This window comes from Halomonas sp. B23F22_10 (assembly GCF_043496975.1).
Taxonomy (GTDB): domain Bacteria; phylum Pseudomonadota; class Gammaproteobacteria; order Pseudomonadales; family Halomonadaceae; genus Halomonas; species Halomonas smyrnensis.
Map to the genome: position 1 here is coordinate 423,466 of NZ_JBIEKF010000003.1, position 19,219 is coordinate 442,684.

A 19,219-nucleotide genomic window follows, 5' to 3' on the forward strand; every position below is an offset into this window, starting at 1 on the left:
GTATACACTTATTGCTCATCATGGTGCTCCGAGGCGTGAGGGCCGTCGGCGACGACGGCGACAAAGGCGATCTACAACAACCCCCTACAACAACATGGAGGCGTCGCCATGACCGCGACACGCGACTATCCCCGTGACCTGATCGGCTACGGCCGCACTCCGCCCGAGGCCAAATGGCCCGGCAAGGCGCGCATCGCCGTGCAGTTCGTCCTCAACTACGAGGAGGGCGGCGAGAACTGCGTGCTTCACGGCGACGAGGGCTCCGAGCAGTTCCTCTCCGAGATCATCGGCGCCGATGCCTACCCGGACCGCCACCTGAGCATGGAGTCGATCTACGAGTACGGCTCCCGGGCCGGCGTATGGCGCATCCTGCGCGAGTTCGAGCGCCGCGGCCTGCCGCTGACGGTGTTCGGCGTGGCCATGGCGCTGGAGCGCCACCCCGAGGTGGCTCACGCCTTCAAGGAGCTGGGCCACGAGATCGCCTGCCACGGCTATCGCTGGATCCACTACCAGAACGTGCCGGAGAGCGTCGAGCGCGATCACATGCGCCGCGCCATCGAGATCTTCCAGTCGCTCTACGGCGAGAAGCCGCTGGGCTGGTACACCGGCCGTGACAGCCCCAATACCCGGCGCCTGGTGCTCGACGAGGGCAGCTTCCTCTACGACAGCGACTACTACGGCGACGATCTGCCGTTCTGGACCCGCGAGGCCGACAGCCAGGGCCGCGAGCACAGCCATCTGGTGGTGCCCTACACCCTGGACACCAACGACATGCGCTTCGCCGCGCCGCAGGGCTTCAACACCGCGGACCACTTCTTCACCTATCTGCGCGACGCCTTCGACGTGCTCTATGCGGAAGGCGAGGACACGCCGAAGATGCTGTCGGTGGGCATGCACTGCCGGCTGCTCGGCCGCCCCGGTCGCTTCCGCGCCCTGCAGCGCTTCCTCGATCACATCGAGGCCCACGATCGCGTCTGGGTCACCCGCCGGGTGGATATCGCCCGGCACTGGGCCGAGCATCATCCGGCCCCCAAGGGCTGAGGTCCGCCTCAACGGAGGGCCGCCTCAACGAAGGCGCCGTGCCGCTCGCCCGGACAATCGGGCGAAGGGGCACGGCGCATGGTGAGAGTGGGTAGGGCTAGGGGCTGATCAGCCGACCCACTGGGTGGCCTGGGCGAAGGCGAGGAAGCCCAGCGAGATCAGCACCCAGATGCCGAACAGCGGCAGGAAGAACTTGACCCATTTCTGCCAGGGCACACCGGCGATGGCCAGAGTGGCCATGAAGTAGCCGGAGGTCGGATAGAGAATATTGCCGATGCCGTCGCCGAGCTGATAGGCCAGCACCGCGGTCTGCCGGGTGACGCCGATCAAGTCGGCCAGCGGGCTCATGATCGGCATGGTGACCAGGGCCTGGCCGCTGCCGGAGGGCACCACGAAGTTGAAGCCGAGCTGGGCGAAGTACATGCCGATGGCGGACAGCAGGGTGGGCAGCTCGCCGACCAGGTTGCCCAGCCCGTAGACCAGGGTATCCATGATCTGGCCGTCCTCGAGCACCACGGCGACGCCGCGCGCCACGCCGGCGATCATGGCCCCGACCAGCACGTCGCGGAAGCCCTTGTTGAAGCCTTCGCAGATGTCCTCGGTGGTCAGGCCGGCGATCAGTCCGACGGCGATGCCCATGATGATGAACAGGCCCGCCATTTCCATCATGAACCAGCCCTGCGCCAGCACGCCGTACACCAGCAGGACGAGGAAGGCGAAGGTGGCGAGCGTCGCCCACTTCTGGCGAGCCGTGGCGGTCAGCGCGCCCTCGTCGGTCGCATGCTGGAACTGGACGCGCTTCTCGGCTTCGGTGGCGTCTTCGGCCATCAGGCTGAGCTCGGGGTTGCGGCGGACCTTTCGTGCATAGCGCATGACGAAGAAGATGCCGGCGCCCAGTACCACGATGAAGGCCAGCGCCCGAAGGCCGAAGCCCGAGTACAGCGGCAGGTTGGACAGCTGCTGGCCGAGCCCGGTGTTGATGGGGTTGATGATGCCGGTGGTGAAGCCGGCGGTGGTCGCGCACAGCGCCACGGCGGCGGCGGTCACCGAGTCGAAGCGCAGGGCGATCATCAGCGGCAGGATGACCGGTACATAGACCAGGGCCAGCTCCTGGGTGCCGATGATGGTGGCGATGACGGCGAAGACGGTCATCAGCACCGGGATCAGCAGCAGGCTCCGGTTGGCGAACCGGCGGCTCAGCTTGTCGACGCCGATCTCGATGATCCCCGTGCGGTGCAGCACCATGAACATGCCGCCGATCATGAAGGTGAAGAAGACCACCTGGCCGGCGCTCATCAGGCCGTTCGGGATGGCCAGCATGAAGTCGGTGAGGCCGACGGGCGTCGACTCGACGAACCGGAAGGACTCGGCATCGATGGTGGTGCGCCCGCTGGGGCCGGGGATGCGCTCATAGACGCCGGCCGGCACGAAGTAGGTCGCGAGGGCGGCCAAGGCGATGAAGACGAACAGGATCACGTAGATATGAGGGATCCGGAAGCCGCGCTTGTGCCCTTGGGCTCGGGACGCCACTGCGCTGCTGGAAGGGGTGTGTCGGGACATAAGGACCTCGTGTTGTTGTTGGTCTGGCGAGCCGCCTTGAGGCTGGACGTCTCGAGGCGGACTCGGGATGACGGGGCTGCACGATGCTGTCGTGCGCTTGCCTCAGGGGGGCAGGTGCCGTCGAGCGCCTGTCGCATCAGGCGTTAAGGTGTCTCGTCCGGCGGCCTGGAAAACATTTTTACAATTAATGTTTCAGCATTCGTGCAATATTGAAATTATAGTTTCAAGGGGTAAGATGATGGTGCTGTCAGCCGGGAAGGTCAACGTCCCCGTCGTTCGGTGCCGCGACACGCCACTGCCTCGATGAGGTGGGCCGGTCGTCTCGATTGTCTTGCCATGACCGGTAAACCACATTCCCCTGTGACAGGAGGCAGCATGCTCGAACTCCAAGCCCGTCCCCTGACGCCCGAGGACTTCGCCCCGTTCGGCGAGGTGATCGACACCCGGACGTCCGACTACTTCCCCATCAACGCCGGCCGCACCCGCCGCTATCACGACCTCGCGAGGGTCGAGACGCTGGGCGAGCAGGCGCGCACATTGATCAGCATCTTCGTCAGCCAGCCCGTCACGCTGCCGCTGGAGCTCGCCTTCCTGGAGCGTCACCCCCAGGGCAGCCAGGCCTTCATGCCGCTGCACCAGGAGCGCTTTCTCGTCGTCGTCGCCCCGCCCGGCGAGGCCATCGACCCCGCCGAGGTGCGTGCCTTCGTCACCGACGGCCGCCAGGGCGTCAACTACGCGGCCGGCACCTGGCACGCCATCCAGTCGGTGCTGGAGCGCGAGGGCGAGTTCCTGGTCGTCGACCGGGGCGGCGAGGGCAACAACTGCGACGAGCACCCCATCGACATCCGCGTGACCCTGCCGTAAGGCCGGCGCGTCGATCCCGGGACAAGACAACAGATCACAAGAGGACATCTCATGAGCCAGCGCCAGCACTCGCATCAGTACTATGCCCCCCAGGGCGGCCATCCGGGCCAGAAGGTGATGACCACCGACCGGGCCATGTTCACCGAGGCCTTCGCGGTGATTCCCAAGGGTGTCTATCGCGACATCGTGGCCAGCAAGCTGCCGCACTGGGACAACACTCGCCTGTGGGTGCTGTCGCGTCCGCTGTCCGGCTTCGCCGAGACCTTCTCCCAGTACATCATGGAGGTCTCGCCCGGCGGCGGCAGCGAGCGCCCCGAGACCGACCCGGGTGCCGAGGGCGTGCTGTTCGTGGTCGAAGGCGAGATGACCCTGACCCTGGCCGGCGAGCCGCACCGCATGGAGCCGGGCGGCTATGCCTTCATCCCGCCGGGCACCGACTGGCAGCTGCGCAACGAGTCCGATGCCCCGGTGCGCTTCCACTGGATCCGCAAGGCCTACGAATTCGTCGACGGCATCGAGGTGCCGGAGCCCTTCGTCACCAACGAGAACGACATCGAGCCGTCGGTGATGCCGGACTGCAACGAGGTGTGGGCCACCACGCGCTTCGTCGACCAGGACGACCTGCGCCACGACATGCACGTCAACATCGTCAGCTTCCAGCCCGGCGGCGTGATCCCGTTCGACGAGACCCACGTCATGGAGCACGGCCTCTATGTGCTCGAGGGCAAGGCGGTCTATCACCTGAACCAGCAGTGGGTCGAGGTCGAGGCCGGCGACTACATGTGGCTGCGCGCCTTCTGCCCGCAGGCCTGCTACGCGGGTGGCCCGGGGCCCTTCCGCTACCTGCTCTACAAGGACGTGAACCGCCATATGGCGCTGCCGTACAGCAAGCGCCGTTGAGCCCACGATCGGCCCGGCACGCCACGGTATGACGACACCCGCCTTCTGGCGGGTGTCGTCGTCCGGGGCCTCGTTCAGCTCGCGATCCGGTCATCGATGCCCTCGCCTGTATCGGGCCTGGGGCCGTTATCGGGACCGGTGAACCGGCACGGTCGTTGTCAACAATCCTCCTGTTTTACTCTCTCTTATCTGAATGAAATAAAAGGGATTATTTCGCCTTGATGAATTATTGGAAAAATTTTCCATAATTCGTTGACGGGGTGCCGGCGTCGGGCCTAGTCTCTGTATACAGAAATATTTTCCAGAAAATATAACAACGCCACTGGAGGATCTCGTCATGGCTCGCATGACCGCCGCGGAAGCCGCCGTTCACGTGCTCAGGAAGGAAGGCATCGATGTTGCCTTCGGCCTGCCTGGCGCCGCCATCAACCCCTTCTATGCCGCCATGCGCTCGGTCGGCGGCGTGGACCACGTGCTGGCCCGCCACGTCGAGGGCGCCTCGCACATGGCCGAGGGCTACACCCGTGCCCGGCCCGGCAACATCGGCGTGTGCATCGGCACCTCCGGCCCGGCCGGCACCGACATGATCACCGGCCTCTACTCGGCCTCCGCCGATTCCATCCCGATCCTGTGCATCACCGGCCAGGCGCCGGTGAGCAAGCTGCACAAGGAAGACTTCCAGGCCGTCGACATCCAGGCCATCGCCGGTCCGGTGACCAAGTGGGCCACCACCGTGCGCGAGGCGGCCCAGGTGCCGCGCGCCTTCCAGCAGGCCTTCCAGCTGATGCGCAGCGGGCGTCCCGGCCCCGTGCTGCTCGACCTGCCGATCGACGTGCAAATGACCGAGATCGAGTTCGATCCGGACACCTACGAGCCGCTGCCGGCCTACAAGCCATCCGCCAGCCGCGCCCAGATCGAAAAGGCGCTGGCCATGCTCAACGAGGCCGAGCGGCCGCTGCTGGTCGCCGGGGGCGGGATCATCAACGCCGACGCCAGCGAGCTGCTGACCGCATTCGCCGAGCTGACCGGGGTGCCGGTCATCCCGACCCTGATGGGCTGGGGCACCATTCCCGACGATCATCCGCTGATGGCGGGCATGGCCGGCCTGCAGACCTCGCACCGCTACGGCAACGCGACCCTGCTCGCGTCCGACTTCGTGATGGGCATCGGCAACCGCTGGGCCAACCGCCACACCGGCAATCTCGAGACCTATACCGAGGGCCGCACCTTCGTTCACGTGGACATCGAGCCGACCCAGATCGGCCGCATCTTCGGCCCCGACTACGGCATCGTCTCCGACGCCAAACCGGCGCTCGAACGTCTCATCGAGGTGGCCCGTGAGTGGCAGGCCGAGGGCCGGCTGAAGGATCGTCGCGCCTGGGCCGAGGCCTGCCAGGAACGCAAGCGCACCCTGCTGCGCAAGACCCACTTCGACGAGGTGCCGGTCAAGCCGCAGCGGGTCTTTGAAGAGATGAACAAGGCCTTCGGCAAGAACACCCGCTACGTCAGCACCATCGGCCTGTCGCAGATCGCCGGCGCCCAGTTTTTGCACGTCTACCGGCCGCGTCACTGGATCAACTGCGGCCAGGCGGGCCCGCTGGGCTGGACCATCCCGGCCGCGCTCGGGGTGCGTCGGGCCGATCCCGAGGCCGAGATCGTCGCGCTCTCCGGCGACTATGACTTCCAGTTCATGGTCGAGGAGCTGGCCGTGGGCGCGCAGTTCCACCTGCCCTACCTCCACGTGCTGGTGAACAACTCCTACCTGGGGCTGATCCGCCAGGCCCAGCGCGGCTTCGACATGGACTACCAGGTGCAGCTGTCGTTCGAGAACATCAACTGCCCCGAGATCAACGGCTATGGGGTGGACCATGTTTCCGTGGTCGAGGGCCTGGGCTGCAAGGCGATCCGCGTCACCGAGCCCGGCCGGATCGGCGAGGCCTTCGCCGAGGCCCGCGAGCTGATGAAACAGTACCGGGTGCCGGTGGTGGTCGAGGTGATCCTCGAGCGGGTGACCAACATCGCCATGGGCGCCGACCTGACCGGCATCAACGAGTTCGAGGCGCTGGCCGAGAGCGTCGCCGATGCGCCGAGCTCCATCGCCGCCCTGCGGTAGGAAGCGTTAGGCTGGTCGCCGCTGGTGGCCGGCGGCGGGCGCATCGGCAAGATCGATGACACACACGACAAGACACAGGGAGAAGCACATGGCCAAGTTCGCCGCCAATCTCAGCATGTTGTTCACCGAGGTGGATTTCCTCGACCGCTTCCAGGCCGCCGCGGACGCGGGCTTCAAGGGCGTCGAATACCTCTTTCCCTACGACTTCGAGGCCGCCGAGATCAAGAAGCGCCTCGACGACCACGGCCTGACCCAGGTGCTGTTCAACCTGCCGGCCGGCGACTGGGGGGCCGGCGAGCGCGGCATCGCCTGTCATCCGGACCGCGTCGAGGAGTTCCGCGCCGGCGTCGACCGCGCCATCGAGTATGCCCGCGTGCTCGGCAATACCCAGGTCAACTGCCTGGCCGGCATCCAGCCCGCCGGCGTCAGCATGGAGCAGGCCCGCCGGACGCTGATCGACAACCTGCGCTTCGCCGCCGACAGGCTCGAGGCCGCCGGCATCCTGCTGGTCGCCGAGCCGATCAACACCCGCGACATTCCGGGCTTCTTCCTCAACCGCACCGCCCAGGCCCTGGCCATCTTCGACGAGGTCGGCAGCGGCAACCTGAAGCTGCAGTACGACATCTATCACATGCAGATCATGGAAGGGGACCTGGCGCCGACCATCGAGGCGAACATCGACCGCATCGCCCACGTGCAGCTGGCCGACAACCCGGGCCGCCACGAGCCGGGCACCGGCGAGATCCACTACCCCTTCCTCTTCGACCACCTCGATCGACTGGGTTATACGGGCTGGATCGGCGCCGAGTACAAGCCGGCCGGGAGCACCCAGGAGGGGCTTGGCTGGCTGGATGCGGCTAGAGGTTGAGGGCGTCGTGCCGATGCCGGGATGAGCTTTCCCGGTGCCAAGACGCCGCGAGGGCGCTGTGAACCCTTCCCTGGGCGCTACCGACGCCATCCCTGGCGTAGGACCCTCGCTTTGTCTTGCCCCCGGCGCTCATCATCTGGTGGCGTGGCCGAGGCCTGCCCAATGAAAACCCGGCAGCGGTGCTGCCTTCGAGATCACGACGACAACAGAGACAAACGGGAGACGCATCATGAGCAAGATCGGTTTTATCGGACTGGGCATCATGGGCCGTCCCATGGCGAGCCACCTGCTGGACGCCGGCCACGCACTGACCACCGTCAAGCGCGGCCCCCTGGACGAGACCCTGGCCGGCAAGGGCATGCAGGAGCTCGAGAATCCCAGGGCGGTCGCCGAGGCCTCCGAGGTGATCATCACCATCGTCCCCGACACCCCGGACGTCGAGGAGGTGCTGTTCGGCGAGGGCGGCGTCATCGAGGGGCTGAAGCCCGGCACCCTGGTGATCGACATGAGCTCGATCGCCCCGCTGGCCACCCAGGACTTCGCCAGGCGCATCCATGAGGCCGGCGGTGAGTACGTCGACGCTCCGGTGTCTGGCGGCGAGGGCGGCGCCATCAACGCTGCCCTGACCATCATGGTCGGCGCCACCGAGGAAGGCTTCACCCGCGCCGAGCCGCTGCTCGAGGTGATGGGCAAGACCATCACCCATATCGGCGGCCACGGCGCCGGCCAGACCTGCAAGGTGGCCAACCAGATCGTCGTCGCGCTGACCATCGAGGCGGTCTCCGAGGGCCTGCTGTTCGCCTCCAGGGCCGGCGCCGACGTGGCCAAGGTTCGCGAATCGCTGCTCGGTGGCCTGGCCCAGTCGAAGATCCTCGACGTCCACGGCCAGCGCATGATCGACCGCACCTTCGATCCCGGCTTCAAGATCAAGCTGCACCAGAAGGACCTCAACCTGGCGCTGGAAGGCGCGCGCAGCCTCGATCTCGCGCTGCCTGGCACCGCCAACGCCCAGCAGCTGTTCCAGGCCTGCGTCGCCCACGGCGGCGCCGACTGGGATCACGCCGGCATCGCCCGCGCACTGGAGGCGCTGGCCGACCACGAGATCGGCAGCCAGTGATGCCATGCCACCGCCCGGCGGCGTCGAACGGCGTCTTCGAGCGATGGAGGATGGGGAGGTGACTGCTCCCTGAAGGCAGGCGTCGGGTCGTCGTCTGCCGGAGTCGTCGCTTGACGGCTCCTTGCCCGGTGGCGAGTCTTCCCCTATGGACCCCTGGCTCGTCACCGGGCCCTTTTGCCAAGGAGACCCCTGAATGAATGCCCCTTCCCCGCGGACCGTTTCCCCGCAGGCCTTCGCCGAGCGCCCCGAGGCGGCGCGCGCCTGGCTCGAGCGGCTCGGCGAGATCGCCGTCTCGGCCGTGCACCCCGACACCCTGCTGCCCGACCGGCTGCCCGAGCCGCCGGCCGGCCGCACCCTGGTGGTCGGCGCCGGCAAGGCGGCGGCGGCCATGGCCGTCGCCCTGGAGCGCGCCTGGGACGCCCATCAGCCCGAGGCGCCGCTGTCCGGCCTGGTGGTGACCCGCTACGGCCATGGCCCCCAGGCGCCGGACGCACGGAAACAGGAGCCGCCGGGAGGGGGCGACGCCGGGCGCCGCATCGAGATCCTCGAGGCCTCGCACCCGATGCCCGATGACCTGAGCGAGAAGGCCGCCCGGCGCATGCTCGAGGCCGTGAACGGTCTCGGCGAGGACGATCTGGTCATCGCGCTGATCTCCGGCGGCGGTTCGGCGCTGATGACCCTGCCGGCGCCCGGCGTGAGCCTGGCCGAGAAGCAGGCCATCAACAAGGCGCTGCTGAGAAGCGGCGCCCCGATCGGCGAGATCAACACCGTGCGCCGCCATCTGTCGGCGATCAAAGGCGGCCGCCTGGCCGCCGCCGCCCATCCGGCCCGGGTGCTGACCTGGCTGATCTCCGACGTGCCCGGCGACGAGGCCTCGCTGATCGCCTCCGGGCCGACGCTGCCCGATGCTTCCACCCCCGACGAGGCGCTGGCGATCCTGGAACGGCGCGGCATCGAGGTCTCCGCCGCGGTGCGCCAACAGCTGGAGGCCAACCACGAGGCGCCGCGGCCGGACGATCCGGGCTTCGCCCGCGACGAGAGCGAGATCCTGGCCCGCGCCCGGGACGCCCTGGCGGCCGGCCGGGCCGCCGCCGAGGCCGACGCGGTCGAGGTGCGCCTGCTCGGCGACGACCTCGAGGGCGAGGCCCGCGAGCTCGGCCGCGAGCACGCCCGCCTGGCCCTCGAGGCCCAGGTCGGGCTCGAGCGGCCGCTGCTGATCCTGTCCGGCGGCGAGACCAGCGTGACCGTGGCCGGAGACGGCCGCGGCGGGCGCAACGTCGAGTATCTGCTGGGGCTGTTCACGGCCCTCGAGGGCGCCCCCGGCATTCACGCCCTGGCCATCGACACCGACGGCATCGACGGCTCCGAGGACAACGCCGGGGCGATTTTCGGGCCCGGCTGCTGGACGCGCATGAACGAGCGCGGCCTCGACGCCGACGCCTATCTGTCGCGCAACGATGCCTACTCGTTCTTCGAGGCGCTGGGCGACCTGATCGTGACCGGGCCCACGCGCACCAACGTCAACGACTTTCGTGCCCTCCTGGTACTGCCGAGGAATTCATGACGACACTGCCGCCCCATGCCCCGATCCACGAGCCGATCCGCCGCACCAAGATCGTCGCCACCCTCGGCCCCGCCAGCGACCGGGAGGGCGTGCTGGAGCAGATGATCGCCGCCGGCGTCGACGTGGTGCGCCTCAACTTCTCCCACGGCGCCCCCGACGACCATCGCCGCCGGCTGAGCGCGGTGCGCGAGATCGCCGCCCGCCAGGGCCGCAGCGTCGCCGCCCTGGGCGACCTGCAGGGACCGAAGATCCGCATCGCCCGCTTCACCGAGGGCAAGGTCGTGCTCGAGGAAGGCGCGCCCTTCGTCATCGACGTGGCCCTCGACGGCCAGGCCGGCGACGCCAGCCGCGTCGGCTGCGACTATCGCGAGCTGGCCGATGACGTGAGCGCCGGCGACCGCCTGCTGCTCGATGACGGCCGGCTGGTGCTCGACGTCTCCCGCGTCGACGGCAGCGCCATCCACACCACGGTGGTGGTGGGCGGCGAGCTGTCCAACAACAAGGGCATCAACAAGCAGGGCGGCGGGCTCTCCGCCCCGGCGCTGACCGACAAGGACAAGGCCGACCTCGCGACCGCCATGGCCATCGGCGTCGACTATCTGGCCGTGTCCTTCCCGCGCAGCGCCGCCGATATGCAGGAAGCCAGAACCCTTCTGGGAGATGCAGGTCGGGAGATCGGCCTGGTGGCCAAGCTCGAGCGCGCCGAGGCGGTGGCCGACGACGAAACGCTCGACGGCATCATCGAGGCCAGCGAGGCGGTGATGGTGGCCCGCGGCGATCTCGGCGTGGAGATCGGCGACGAGGCGCTGATCGGCACCCAGAAACGCATCATCAAGCACGCCCGCAGCCACAACCGTGCGGTGATCACCGCGACCCAGATGATGGAGTCGATGATCGACTCGCCCTTGCCGACCCGCGCCGAGGTGTTCGACGTGGCCAATGCGGTGCTCGACGCCACCGACGCGGTGATGCTTTCCGCCGAGACCGCCGCCGGCGACTTCCCGGTCGAGACCGTGGAGGCCATGGCCCGGGTCTGCCTGGGCGCCGAGCGCGAGCGCATCGCCCAGTCCTCCGGCCACCGCATCCACGAGGGCTTCTCGAAGATCGACGAGACCATCGCGCTGTCGGCGATGTACGCCGCCAACCACCTGTCGGGCGTGGCCGCCATCGCCTGCATGACCGCCACCGGCTACACCCCGCTGATCGCCTCGCGCATCCGTTCCGGGCTGCCGATCGTCGGCCTGGCGCACAATCCGGTCGCCCAGCGGCGCATGGCGCTGTATCGCGGGGTGATCTCGCTGCCCTTCGACACCAGCGAGATGTCGGCCGCCGAGCTCAACGACCGCGCCATGGCGCTGCTGGTGGGGCAGGGCGTGGCCGAGCCGGGCGATCATGTCATCCTCACCCGCGGCGATCACATGAACGCCCACGGTGGCACCAATACCCTCAAGATCCTCGACGTCAACGAGCGGCATCGCGACGACTAGTGCGAAAACGTCCCCGGTGATCGTGGCGTCACCTGATATCGCCCCGACCGTTGCCGACGGTCGGGGCATTTTCTGTATACAATGCCGGTATGCGATACAGTCAGCCATCCGCCCACATGCGACAGTCCGCGCGGACGATCAGGAGACCCACGTCATGAGCCAAGCCTGGCACGAGGAGTTGCAGGCCGACGTCAGGAACGGTGCCCGCGTCGGCGACCGCGATATCGCCGACAAGGTGCGCCGAGCGGTGCTGATGCAGCGGCTGCCGCCGGGCACCAAGCTGCCCGAGGTGACGCTGGGCGAGGTGTTCGGCGTCAGCCGCTCGGTGGTGCGCAAGGCGCTGACTCGGCTGGCCTCGGAGCACGTCGTCGACCAGCGCCCCAACCAGGTGGCGCGGGTGCGGGCGCCGAGCATCGAGGAGACCCGCGAGACCTTCGCCGCCCGCCGCCTGGTGGAGGGCGAGGTGGTCGCGCTGCTGGCCGGCCGGCTTTCCGCCGAGACGCTGGACGCGCTCAGGCTCCAGGCGAACGAGGAGACCGAGGCCCATCGCCGCGGCGACGAGCCGGCGCGCATCGAGCACTCGCTGAACCTGCATCACCTGCTGGCCGAGCACTCGCCCAACCGGGTGCTGGGCGGCATGCTCACCGACCTGGTGCTGCGCACCTCCATCGTGGTGGCGCTCTACAAGCGCTCGGGGCTTTCGTCCTGCTATCAGGAGGCCCAGCACGAGCGGCTGGTCGAGCTGCTGGCCGCGGGCGAGGCGGAAGCCGCCCGCGGCGCGATCCACGATCACCTGCTTGGGCTGGAGGCGCTGCTGGATCTGAGCCCGCGGGAGTCGCGCATCGATCTGAAGTCGATCCTGGGCCAGGCGCAGGGATGAGGCGCCGGGGCGACCCGGCGCCGCCATCGGCTACCCTGTTCGGCAACCGCGCCGCATCCCCCTGAGAGGAGTGTCATGAATCCGACCCGTCGCCGCCTGCTCCAGGCGCTTTCCATGTTGCCCGCGCTGCCTCTGGCTGCCTCCTGGACCGGCCTCGCCATGGCCCAGGAGGCGCGCCTGCCGCGGGTGCCGCTGACGGTGCACGGCGAGGCGGGCCCCCGTCGGCTGACCGTCGAGGTGGCGCGCCGTGCAGGCGAGCGCGCCCAGGGGCTGATGGGGCGCGAGCATCTGCCGCAGGACGCCGGCATGCTGTTCCTCTATGACCGCACTCAGCCGTCGCGCAACGGCTTCTGGATGTACCGCACCCTGATTCCGCTGGATATCGCCTTCATCGACGAGGCCGGGCGCATCGTCGATATTCGCCGCATGGCGCCCTGCGCCTCGGCGTCGGCCCAGGACTGCCCGGTGACGCGCCCGGATGCGTCCTATCGAGCGGCGCTGGAGGTCAATGCCGGCGTCTTCGAGGCGCACGGCATCGCGGTCGGCGACTGCGTCAGCTGGCCCGGCGACGGCGGCGAATGCGCCATCGCCGAGTCACCGTCCCGTGACGGGGCCGCTGTCGAGGCCGAGTCCCAGGAGGCCTCCGACACCGGCGGCGAGACTCGGCCGAGCGGCTGAGCCGTCCGTATCACTCTGGTGCACGGCGCGGCGTGCGGCCGCCGAGGCGGACCACGATCAGCGCGACGCCGGCCACCACCAGGCCGCCGCCGATCAGCTTGTTGGGGCCGAGCGGGTCGCCCAGCAGCAGCACGCCCAGCGCCACCGCCAGCACCGGCATCAGCAGCATCAGCGGCACCACGCGGTTGACCGGGTGGCGCCGCAGCAGGCCGTACCAGATGCCGTAGGCGACGATCGACGACATCACCGCCGTGTAGAACACCGCTCCCCAGCCGCGCCAGCCGGCCTCGGTCAGGGCGGCCCAGTGCGCCTGCTCGAACCACCAGGATCCCAGCGCCACCTGCGGGGTGGCGAACAGCGCGATCCAGCCGGCCAGCGCCATGGGCGGCACCGGCGGCCCCTGCTTGATCAATAGCTGCGACACCGCCCAGGCCAGGGCGCTGGCCAGCAGCAGGGCGGTAGGCAACGGGGCGGGCAGCGTCGGGCCGCCGGCCAGCACCACCACGCCGGCGAACGACAGCAGCAGGCCCGCTAGCCGCCGCGGGCCCAGCTTCTCCTTGAGAAAGATCACCGCCAGCAGGGTGGCGAAGGGGGTGCCCATCTGCACCAGCAGGGCGCCGGTGCCGGCCTCGGCCTGGCCGAGGCCGATGAACAGCAGGGCGAAGTGCAGGGTGCCGAAGGTCACCGACAGCAGCGCCAGGAACGGCAGGCGCGCCCGTGGCACCGGATGGAAGGGCACCAGCAGGGCGGCCACCAGGGCGAAGCGCACGGTGGTCAGTAGCAAGGGGGGAAGCTCGGTCACTCCGAGCTTGATGACGATGATGTTGAGCGCCCAGATAACGATGACGCCCAGTCCCAGGGCCAGGTCCTTGAGGGGCACGGCTCTTCCTTGATCGGTCGTGGAATGAAGCCACAGCCTAGCAGGAATCGCCGTGCCGGTGCCGCGCGGCACGGCATCAGGAGGTCCCGCGGATCATGGCCTGGGGCAGCGACGCGTCGCTGTCCTCGGGGCCGAACGTGTTCTCACGGTACTGATGCTCCAGCCCCACGCCCAGGGGCTCGGTGGCAAGCCCCGCCACGTGGGGAGCCTTTCGTGGTGGCCGTCGTGCGTCGACCATCGTCGACCCTTGTCGTGGCGGGGGCTTGCAGGCATATTCTTTTGTTGCGAAATACCGACAACGCCGATAACCGCTGCCAAAGCGGACACAAGGACACGCTATGCCCACCTCCCGCTCCCTCGGGCGTCTCGCCGCCATCCTGGCCGGCGCCGCCCTGCTGACCTCGACCCTGACCGCCCAGGCCCGCGAGCTTTCCGTCTCCACCGTGCTGTCCGACGCCTTCCCCTGGGGGCAGGCCGCCGAGAAATGGGCGGAACTGGTGGAGGAACGCTCCGACGGCGAGCTGACCCTGCGCGTCTATCCCAACGCCCAGCTGGTCAGTGGCGACCAGACCCGAGAATTCTCCGCCATGCGCTCCGGGCTGATCGACCTGGCGGTCGGTTCGACCATCAACTGGTCCCCCCAGGTGCCGGCGCTCAACCTCTTCTCGCTGCCGTTCCTGCTGCCCGACGAGGATGCCGTGGACGCGGTGACCGGCGGCGAAGCCGGCGAGATGATCTTCTCCGCCATCGAGGACAAGGGCGTGGTGCCGCTGGGCTGGGGCGAGAACGGCTTCCGCCAGCTCTCCAATTCCCGCGGCGACATCGAGGCGCCGAGCGATCTCGAGGGGCTGAAGATCCGGGTGGTGGGCTCGCCGCTGTTCCAGGACACCTTCTCCGCGCTGGGCGCCAACCCGACCCAGATGAGCTGGGCCGATGCCAAGCCGGCGCTGACCACCGGTGCCGTGGACGGCCAGGAGAACCCGCTGTCGGTGTTCGACGTGGCGCGCATCGATCAGGTCGGCCAGGCCCACCTGACGCTGTGGAACTACATGAACGACCCGCTGGTGTTCGCCGCCAACCGCCAGGTGTGGGGCTCGCTGTCCGAGCAGCAGCAGCAGATGCTGCGCGAGACCGCGGTCGAGGCCGGCGCCTGGGAGATCGCCAAGAGCCGCGGCGAGCAGGCCGACCGGCTGGCGGCGATCCGCGAGCGCGGCGTGAGCGTCACCGAGCTCGACGACGGCCAGTACCGGGCCTTCGTCGAGGCGACCGAGAGCGTCCACGACCGGTGGGTGCCGCGCATCGGCGAGGAGATCGTCGAGGCCGCCCGCCGCGACATCGACGCGCCCTGACGCTCGCCTCACCCCATGAGACGTCGCCCGGCTCCGGCCGGGCGACGTCGTCGTTCCTCACCCTTCAAGATCCCCCGTCATGAAACGTCCCGACGCAAGACTCGAGCGCGTGCTCGCGACCCTGGCCATCCTGATCATCGGCCTGATCAGCCTGGCCAACGTGGTGGTGCGCTACATCACCGACGCCTCCTTCGCCTTCACCGAGGAGTTCTCGGTGTTCCTGCTGGTGCTGCTGACCTTCGCCGGCGCCTCGGTGGCGCTGCGCCGCCATCGCCATATCCGCATCGCGCTGCTGGAGCGGGCCCTGCCGCCGGGGCCGCGGCGCGCGCTGATCCTGTTCCAGGGCCTGTGTGGCCTCACCGTGCTGGGGCTGGTGGCCTGGTACGGCGGCCAGCTGGCGTGGCAGGAATACCAGTGGGAGACCCTGTCGCCGGGCCTGGGGCTGCCCCAGTGGTGGTACCTGGCGTGGCTGCCGCTGCTGGCCGGACTGATGCTGTGGCGTCAGTGCCAGCAGACCCTCGACCGCCTGCGCGGAGGGCTCGACGATGAGTCCTGACCTGTGGATGCTGCTGGCCTTCGCCGGCCTGCTGATCGCCGGGGTACCGGTGGCCTTCTCGCTGGGGCTGTCCGGGGCGGTGGGCATCGTCGCCGGGCTGTCGCCGGCGATGCTGGCCACGCTCGGCACCAACACCTACAACAGCGTCGCCAAGTACCCGCTGATCGCCATTCCGCTGTTCATCCTCACCGGGCTGATCTTCGAACGCGCCGGGGTGGCGGCGCGCCTGGTGCGTTTCGCCCAGGCGCTGATCGGCCCGCGGCACGGCGGCCTGGCGCTGGTGGCGGTGCTGGTGTGCATGATCATGGGCGGCATGAGCGGCTCCGGCCCCGCCGACGCGGCCGCGGTGGCCATGGTGATGCTGCCCAGCATGACCAGGGCGGGTTATCCCCGGCCCTTCTCGGCGACGCTGATCGCGGCGTCGGCCTCCACGGCGATCCTGATTCCGCCCTCGGTGGCGCTGATCCTGTATTCCATCGTGGTGCCGGGCGTGGACCTGCGCGCGCTGTTCGCCGCCGGTCTCTTCCCGGGCATGCTGGCCGGGGCCGCGCTGCTGGTGCCGGCCTGGTGGCTGTCGAGGCGTCACGGCTGGGAGGCGCCCGGCGAGACGGAGCGTCCGCCGATCGGCGAGAGCTTCCGTCAGGCGATTCCGGCGCTGTTCGCCCCGGTGCTGATCCTCGGCGGGCTGCGCTCGGGGCTGTTCACGCCCACCGAGGCGGCGGTGGTGGCGGTGGCCTATGGCGTGGTGGTGGGCCTGTGGCTGACCCGCGAGCTCGGCTGGCGCGACCTCTGGGCGCTGCTCGGCGAGGCCGCGGTGATCTCCGGGGTGGTGATGCTGATCATCGCCCTGGCCGGCATCTTCGCCTGGGCCGGCACCATGCTGGGCACCTTCCGCCACCTGGCGGAGTGGGTGATCGGGCTGTCGGACAGCGGCACGCTGCTGCTGGTGCTGATCATGCTGGCGGTGCTGCTGGCCGGCATGCTGCTGGATGCGATTTCGATCTACCTGATCATGATGCCGATCCTGGTGCCGGTGATGCAGCACTTCGGCTGGAACCCGGTGTGGTTCGGCATCCTGCTGGCGATGAACATCGCCATCGGCCAGTTCACGCCGCCGGTGGCGGTCAACCTGATGGTCACCACCGAGGTGGCGCGGGTGCGCCTGGAGCAGACCGTGGGCTGGGCGCTGGTGTTCGTGGCGGCCATGGCCAGCGCGCTGGCGCTGGTGGTGATCTTCCCGCAGCTTGCCCTGTGGTTGCCGACCCTGCTCGGCTACAACATCTAGGCTATGCCTGAAAAATGTCTGCGCTCGGCCATACGGCGTTAAAAATCAGCTCAAGGTCCTCATTTACAGCAAGTAAACTCCGGCCTTTCGCTGATTTTTGCCTTGTCTCGCCTTCGCTCGCCGACTTTTCAGACAAGCCTTCGCGTACTTGCGGTTCAGGCCTCGGTCAGGGTCTTCAGGGTGTGTTGATGCAGCTCGGCGCCGGCGGCGTCGAACAGCACGAAGCGCACCCGCCTGATCGCCGGGCAGTGGGGCAGGGTGGTCAGCACGGTGGACAGGGCGATGCGCGCCGCCTCGGCGGCCGGATAGCCGAAGGCGCCGGTGGACAGCGCCGGGAAGGCGAGGCGCTCGATGCCATGCCGCTGTGCCAGTTCCAGCGCGTTGCGGTAGCAGTCGGCGAGCAGCGTATCGGAGGGCTCGTCGACGCCGTAGACCGGCCCCAGACAGTGGATGACATGGCGATTGGGCAGGCCGTAGGCGTCGGTGATCACCGCTTCGCCGGGATGAATCGGCGCCAGGGGCGCGCAGGCCTCGGCGAGCTCGGGGCCGGCGGCACGGTGCAGGGCGCCGGCCACGCCGCCGCCGGTGCGCAGCCGGGCGTTGGCGGCGTTGACCACCGCCTCGACGTCGTGCTGCCGGGCGATGTCGCCCTGGCAACATTCGATGCGGGGTGCGCTGGCGTGCATGTGGGTGTCCTCGTGGGCGCTCATGGTCCTTTCAGTCTGGCGGCCGCGCCGGCGGTCCGACAAGTCGGGCACTCTGCGCGGCCGTCGCCGGCGACGCGTTGACCAGGACGGCGGGTGACGAGCGTTGACGGCAACTACACTGGGATGGAAGCAATAAACTCCATCGGACAGACGTTTTTTCGCTAAAGTAGGTATTGTCGAATAGATCGAACTGGCTCAGGATGCGCCGTCGATCGAATGGCTTTGCCAAATGTTTTGCCAACAACGTCAACGAGGTGCGTCAATGAAACGCCATGCTTTCTCCACCGCCGCCTTCTCCGGTGCGCTGCTGGGTGCTGCCATGTTCGCGTCGCCGGCCATGGCGCAGGACGAAGAGCAGTTCATCACCATCGGCACCGGCGGCCAGACCGGCGTGTACTATGTGGTCGGCCAGTCCGTCTGCCGCCTGGTCAACCGTCTCGACGACGCCAACATCAAGTGCAATGCGCCTTCCACGGGCGGGTCGGTGGCCAACGTCAATGGCATCAAGTCCGGCGAGCTGGACATGGGCGTGGTGCAGTCCGATGTCCAGTACCAGGCCTACAACGGCACCGGCAACTTCGAGGACGAGGCCTACGACAAGCTGCGGGCCGTGTTCCGCGTTCACGGCGAGCCGCTGACCATCCTGGCCCGCGCCGACGCCGGCATCGAGACCCTCGACGATCTGGAAGGCAAGCGCGTCAACATCGGCAACCCGGGCTCCGGCCAGCGCAACACCATGGAAGTGGTGATGGACGCCAAGGGCTGGACCCAGGATTCCTTCTCGCTGGCCTCCCAGCTCGACGCCGCCGAGATGGCCTCCGCCCTGGCCGACAACAACATCGACGCCATGGCTTACGTGGTCGGCCACCCCAACGGTGCCATCCAGGAAGCCACCACCACCGTCGATTCGCGCCTGGTGGCGCTCAACGACGAGGACGTCCAGGGCATCGTCGAGGAGTATCCCTACTACTCCATGTCGGTGATTCCGGGCGGGCTCTACAAGGGTAACCCGGACGACGTCGAGACCTTCGGCGTGGCGGCCACCTTCGTGACCGATTCCGACACCAGCGACGAGGTGGTCTACCAGACCGTCAAGGCGATCTTCGACAACTTCGATCGCTTCAAGCAGCTGCACCCGGCCTTCGCCAACCTGGACCCGCAGGAAATGGTCACCCAGGGGCTCTCGGCACCGCTGCACGAGGGGGCCGCGCGCTACTATCGCGAACAGGGCTGGATCGAGTGATCGTCAGCCGCTGAAGCTGCATCATTCGCCAAGGCATGCGCGGCCCTCGCCGAGGGCCGCGCATTGCGTTTGTGATTCCGAAAAGAAGAGTGAAAGAGAGCGTCGTGCACTCCATGCGTCATCCACA

At 68.4% G+C, this 19,219-nt stretch carries 18 protein-coding genes; 14 read left to right on the forward strand and 4 right to left on the reverse strand.

Annotation, left to right across the window (positions count from 1 at the left end):
* The first annotated feature begins 108 nt into the window (after positions 1-108).
* Complete coding sequence (puuE, locus tag ACGTNF_RS09105; protein WP_394601425.1) at positions 109-1,041, forward strand: allantoinase PuuE; 933 nt, start codon at positions 109-111, stop codon at positions 1,039-1,041.
* A 108-nt stretch (positions 1,042-1,149) separates the two neighbouring features.
* Here the strand turns inward: puuE and ACGTNF_RS09110 are convergent, their stop codons facing one another.
* On the reverse strand, positions 1,150-2,601 hold the full coding sequence (locus ACGTNF_RS09110; protein ID WP_394601426.1) for a YfcC family protein: 1,452 nt from the start codon (positions 2,599-2,601) through the stop codon (positions 1,150-1,152).
* A 375-nt stretch (positions 2,602-2,976) separates the two neighbouring features.
* Here ACGTNF_RS09110 and ACGTNF_RS09115 point away from each other — a divergent pair, with 375 nt between their 5' ends.
* From ACGTNF_RS09115 to ACGTNF_RS09155, 9 genes are all read left to right on the forward strand, one after another.
* Positions 2,977-3,465, forward strand: coding sequence for an ureidoglycolate lyase (locus tag ACGTNF_RS09115; protein ID WP_394601427.1), 489 nt, complete (start codon positions 2,977-2,979; stop codon positions 3,463-3,465).
* A 51-nt stretch (positions 3,466-3,516) separates the two neighbouring features.
* Positions 3,517-4,365, forward strand: coding sequence for a bifunctional allantoicase/(S)-ureidoglycine aminohydrolase (locus ACGTNF_RS09120; RefSeq protein ID WP_152478158.1), 849 nt, complete (start codon positions 3,517-3,519; stop codon positions 4,363-4,365).
* Positions 4,366-4,702: 337 nt separating this feature from the next.
* Entirely contained in the window at positions 4,703-6,478 is a 1,776-nt protein-coding gene (gcl, locus tag ACGTNF_RS09125; protein ID WP_394601428.1) for a glyoxylate carboligase, read from the forward strand.
* Positions 6,479-6,566: 88 nt separating this feature from the next.
* The gene (gene hyi / locus ACGTNF_RS09130; RefSeq protein ID WP_394601429.1) at positions 6,567-7,346 is read left to right on the forward strand and encodes a hydroxypyruvate isomerase; all 780 of its coding nucleotides are present in this window, start codon (positions 6,567-6,569) and stop codon (positions 7,344-7,346) included.
* 229 nt (positions 7,347-7,575) lie between these two features.
* Positions 7,576-8,463, forward strand: a complete 888-nt coding sequence (locus ACGTNF_RS09135; RefSeq protein ID WP_394601430.1) for a 2-hydroxy-3-oxopropionate reductase — start codon at positions 7,576-7,578, stop codon at positions 8,461-8,463.
* Positions 8,464-8,656: 193 nt separating this feature from the next.
* Complete coding sequence (locus tag ACGTNF_RS09140; RefSeq protein WP_394601431.1) at positions 8,657-10,027, forward strand: glycerate kinase type-2 family protein; 1,371 nt, start codon at positions 8,657-8,659, stop codon at positions 10,025-10,027.
* Positions 10,024-11,514, forward strand: a complete 1,491-nt coding sequence (gene pyk / locus ACGTNF_RS09145) for a pyruvate kinase (protein WP_394601432.1) — start codon at positions 10,024-10,026, stop codon at positions 11,512-11,514. Before ACGTNF_RS09140 ends, pyk begins: the two co-directional genes overlap by 4 nt.
* A 154-nt stretch (positions 11,515-11,668) precedes the next feature.
* Positions 11,669-12,394 (forward strand): GntR family transcriptional regulator, encoded by a 726-nt coding sequence (locus ACGTNF_RS09150; RefSeq protein ID WP_394601433.1) that lies wholly within the window; start codon positions 11,669-11,671, stop codon positions 12,392-12,394.
* 75 nt (positions 12,395-12,469) lie between these two features.
* Positions 12,470-13,072, forward strand: coding sequence for a DUF192 domain-containing protein (locus ACGTNF_RS09155; protein ID WP_394601434.1), 603 nt, complete (start codon positions 12,470-12,472; stop codon positions 13,070-13,072).
* Positions 13,073-13,082: 10 nt separating this feature from the next.
* Here the strand turns inward: ACGTNF_RS09155 and ACGTNF_RS09160 are convergent, their stop codons facing one another.
* Together ACGTNF_RS09160 and ACGTNF_RS09165 are read right to left on the reverse strand one after the other, a co-directional pair.
* Positions 13,083-13,952 carry a DMT family transporter gene (locus tag ACGTNF_RS09160; protein ID WP_394601435.1) on the reverse strand — a complete coding sequence of 290 codons (870 nt, stop codon included), beginning with the start codon at positions 13,950-13,952 and terminating at the stop codon, positions 13,083-13,085.
* Between the two features lie 76 nt (positions 13,953-14,028).
* Positions 14,029-14,151, reverse strand: coding sequence for a hypothetical protein (locus ACGTNF_RS09165; RefSeq protein WP_394601436.1), 123 nt, complete (start codon positions 14,149-14,151; stop codon positions 14,029-14,031).
* A 139-nt stretch (positions 14,152-14,290) separates the two neighbouring features.
* On the opposite strand from ACGTNF_RS09165, the gene ACGTNF_RS09170 reads away from it, so the two are divergent.
* The 3 genes from ACGTNF_RS09170 (at position 14,291) to ACGTNF_RS09180 (ending at position 17,142) form a co-directional block, all read left to right on the forward strand.
* Positions 14,291-15,301, forward strand: a complete 1,011-nt coding sequence (locus tag ACGTNF_RS09170) for a DctP family TRAP transporter solute-binding subunit (protein WP_394601437.1) — start codon at positions 14,291-14,293, stop codon at positions 15,299-15,301.
* Positions 15,302-15,380: 79 nt separating this feature from the next.
* Complete coding sequence (locus ACGTNF_RS09175) at positions 15,381-15,857, forward strand: TRAP transporter small permease (RefSeq protein WP_394601438.1); 477 nt, start codon at positions 15,381-15,383, stop codon at positions 15,855-15,857.
* Positions 15,847-17,142, forward strand: a complete 1,296-nt coding sequence (locus ACGTNF_RS09180; RefSeq protein WP_394601439.1) for a TRAP transporter large permease — start codon at positions 15,847-15,849, stop codon at positions 17,140-17,142. The genes ACGTNF_RS09175 and ACGTNF_RS09180 overlap by 11 nt, the downstream gene beginning before the upstream one ends.
* A 155-nt stretch (positions 17,143-17,297) precedes the next feature.
* Here ACGTNF_RS09180 and ACGTNF_RS09185 read toward each other — a convergent pair whose 3' ends face one another.
* Complete coding sequence (locus ACGTNF_RS09185; protein WP_394601440.1) at positions 17,298-17,852, reverse strand: macro domain-containing protein; 555 nt, start codon at positions 17,850-17,852, stop codon at positions 17,298-17,300.
* A 259-nt stretch (positions 17,853-18,111) separates the two neighbouring features.
* Between ACGTNF_RS09185 and ACGTNF_RS09190 the strand changes: the two genes are divergently transcribed.
* The gene (locus tag ACGTNF_RS09190; protein WP_394601441.1) at positions 18,112-19,092 is read left to right on the forward strand and encodes a TAXI family TRAP transporter solute-binding subunit; all 981 of its coding nucleotides are present in this window, start codon (positions 18,112-18,114) and stop codon (positions 19,090-19,092) included.
* The last annotated feature ends 127 nt before the right edge of the window (positions 19,093-19,219 follow it).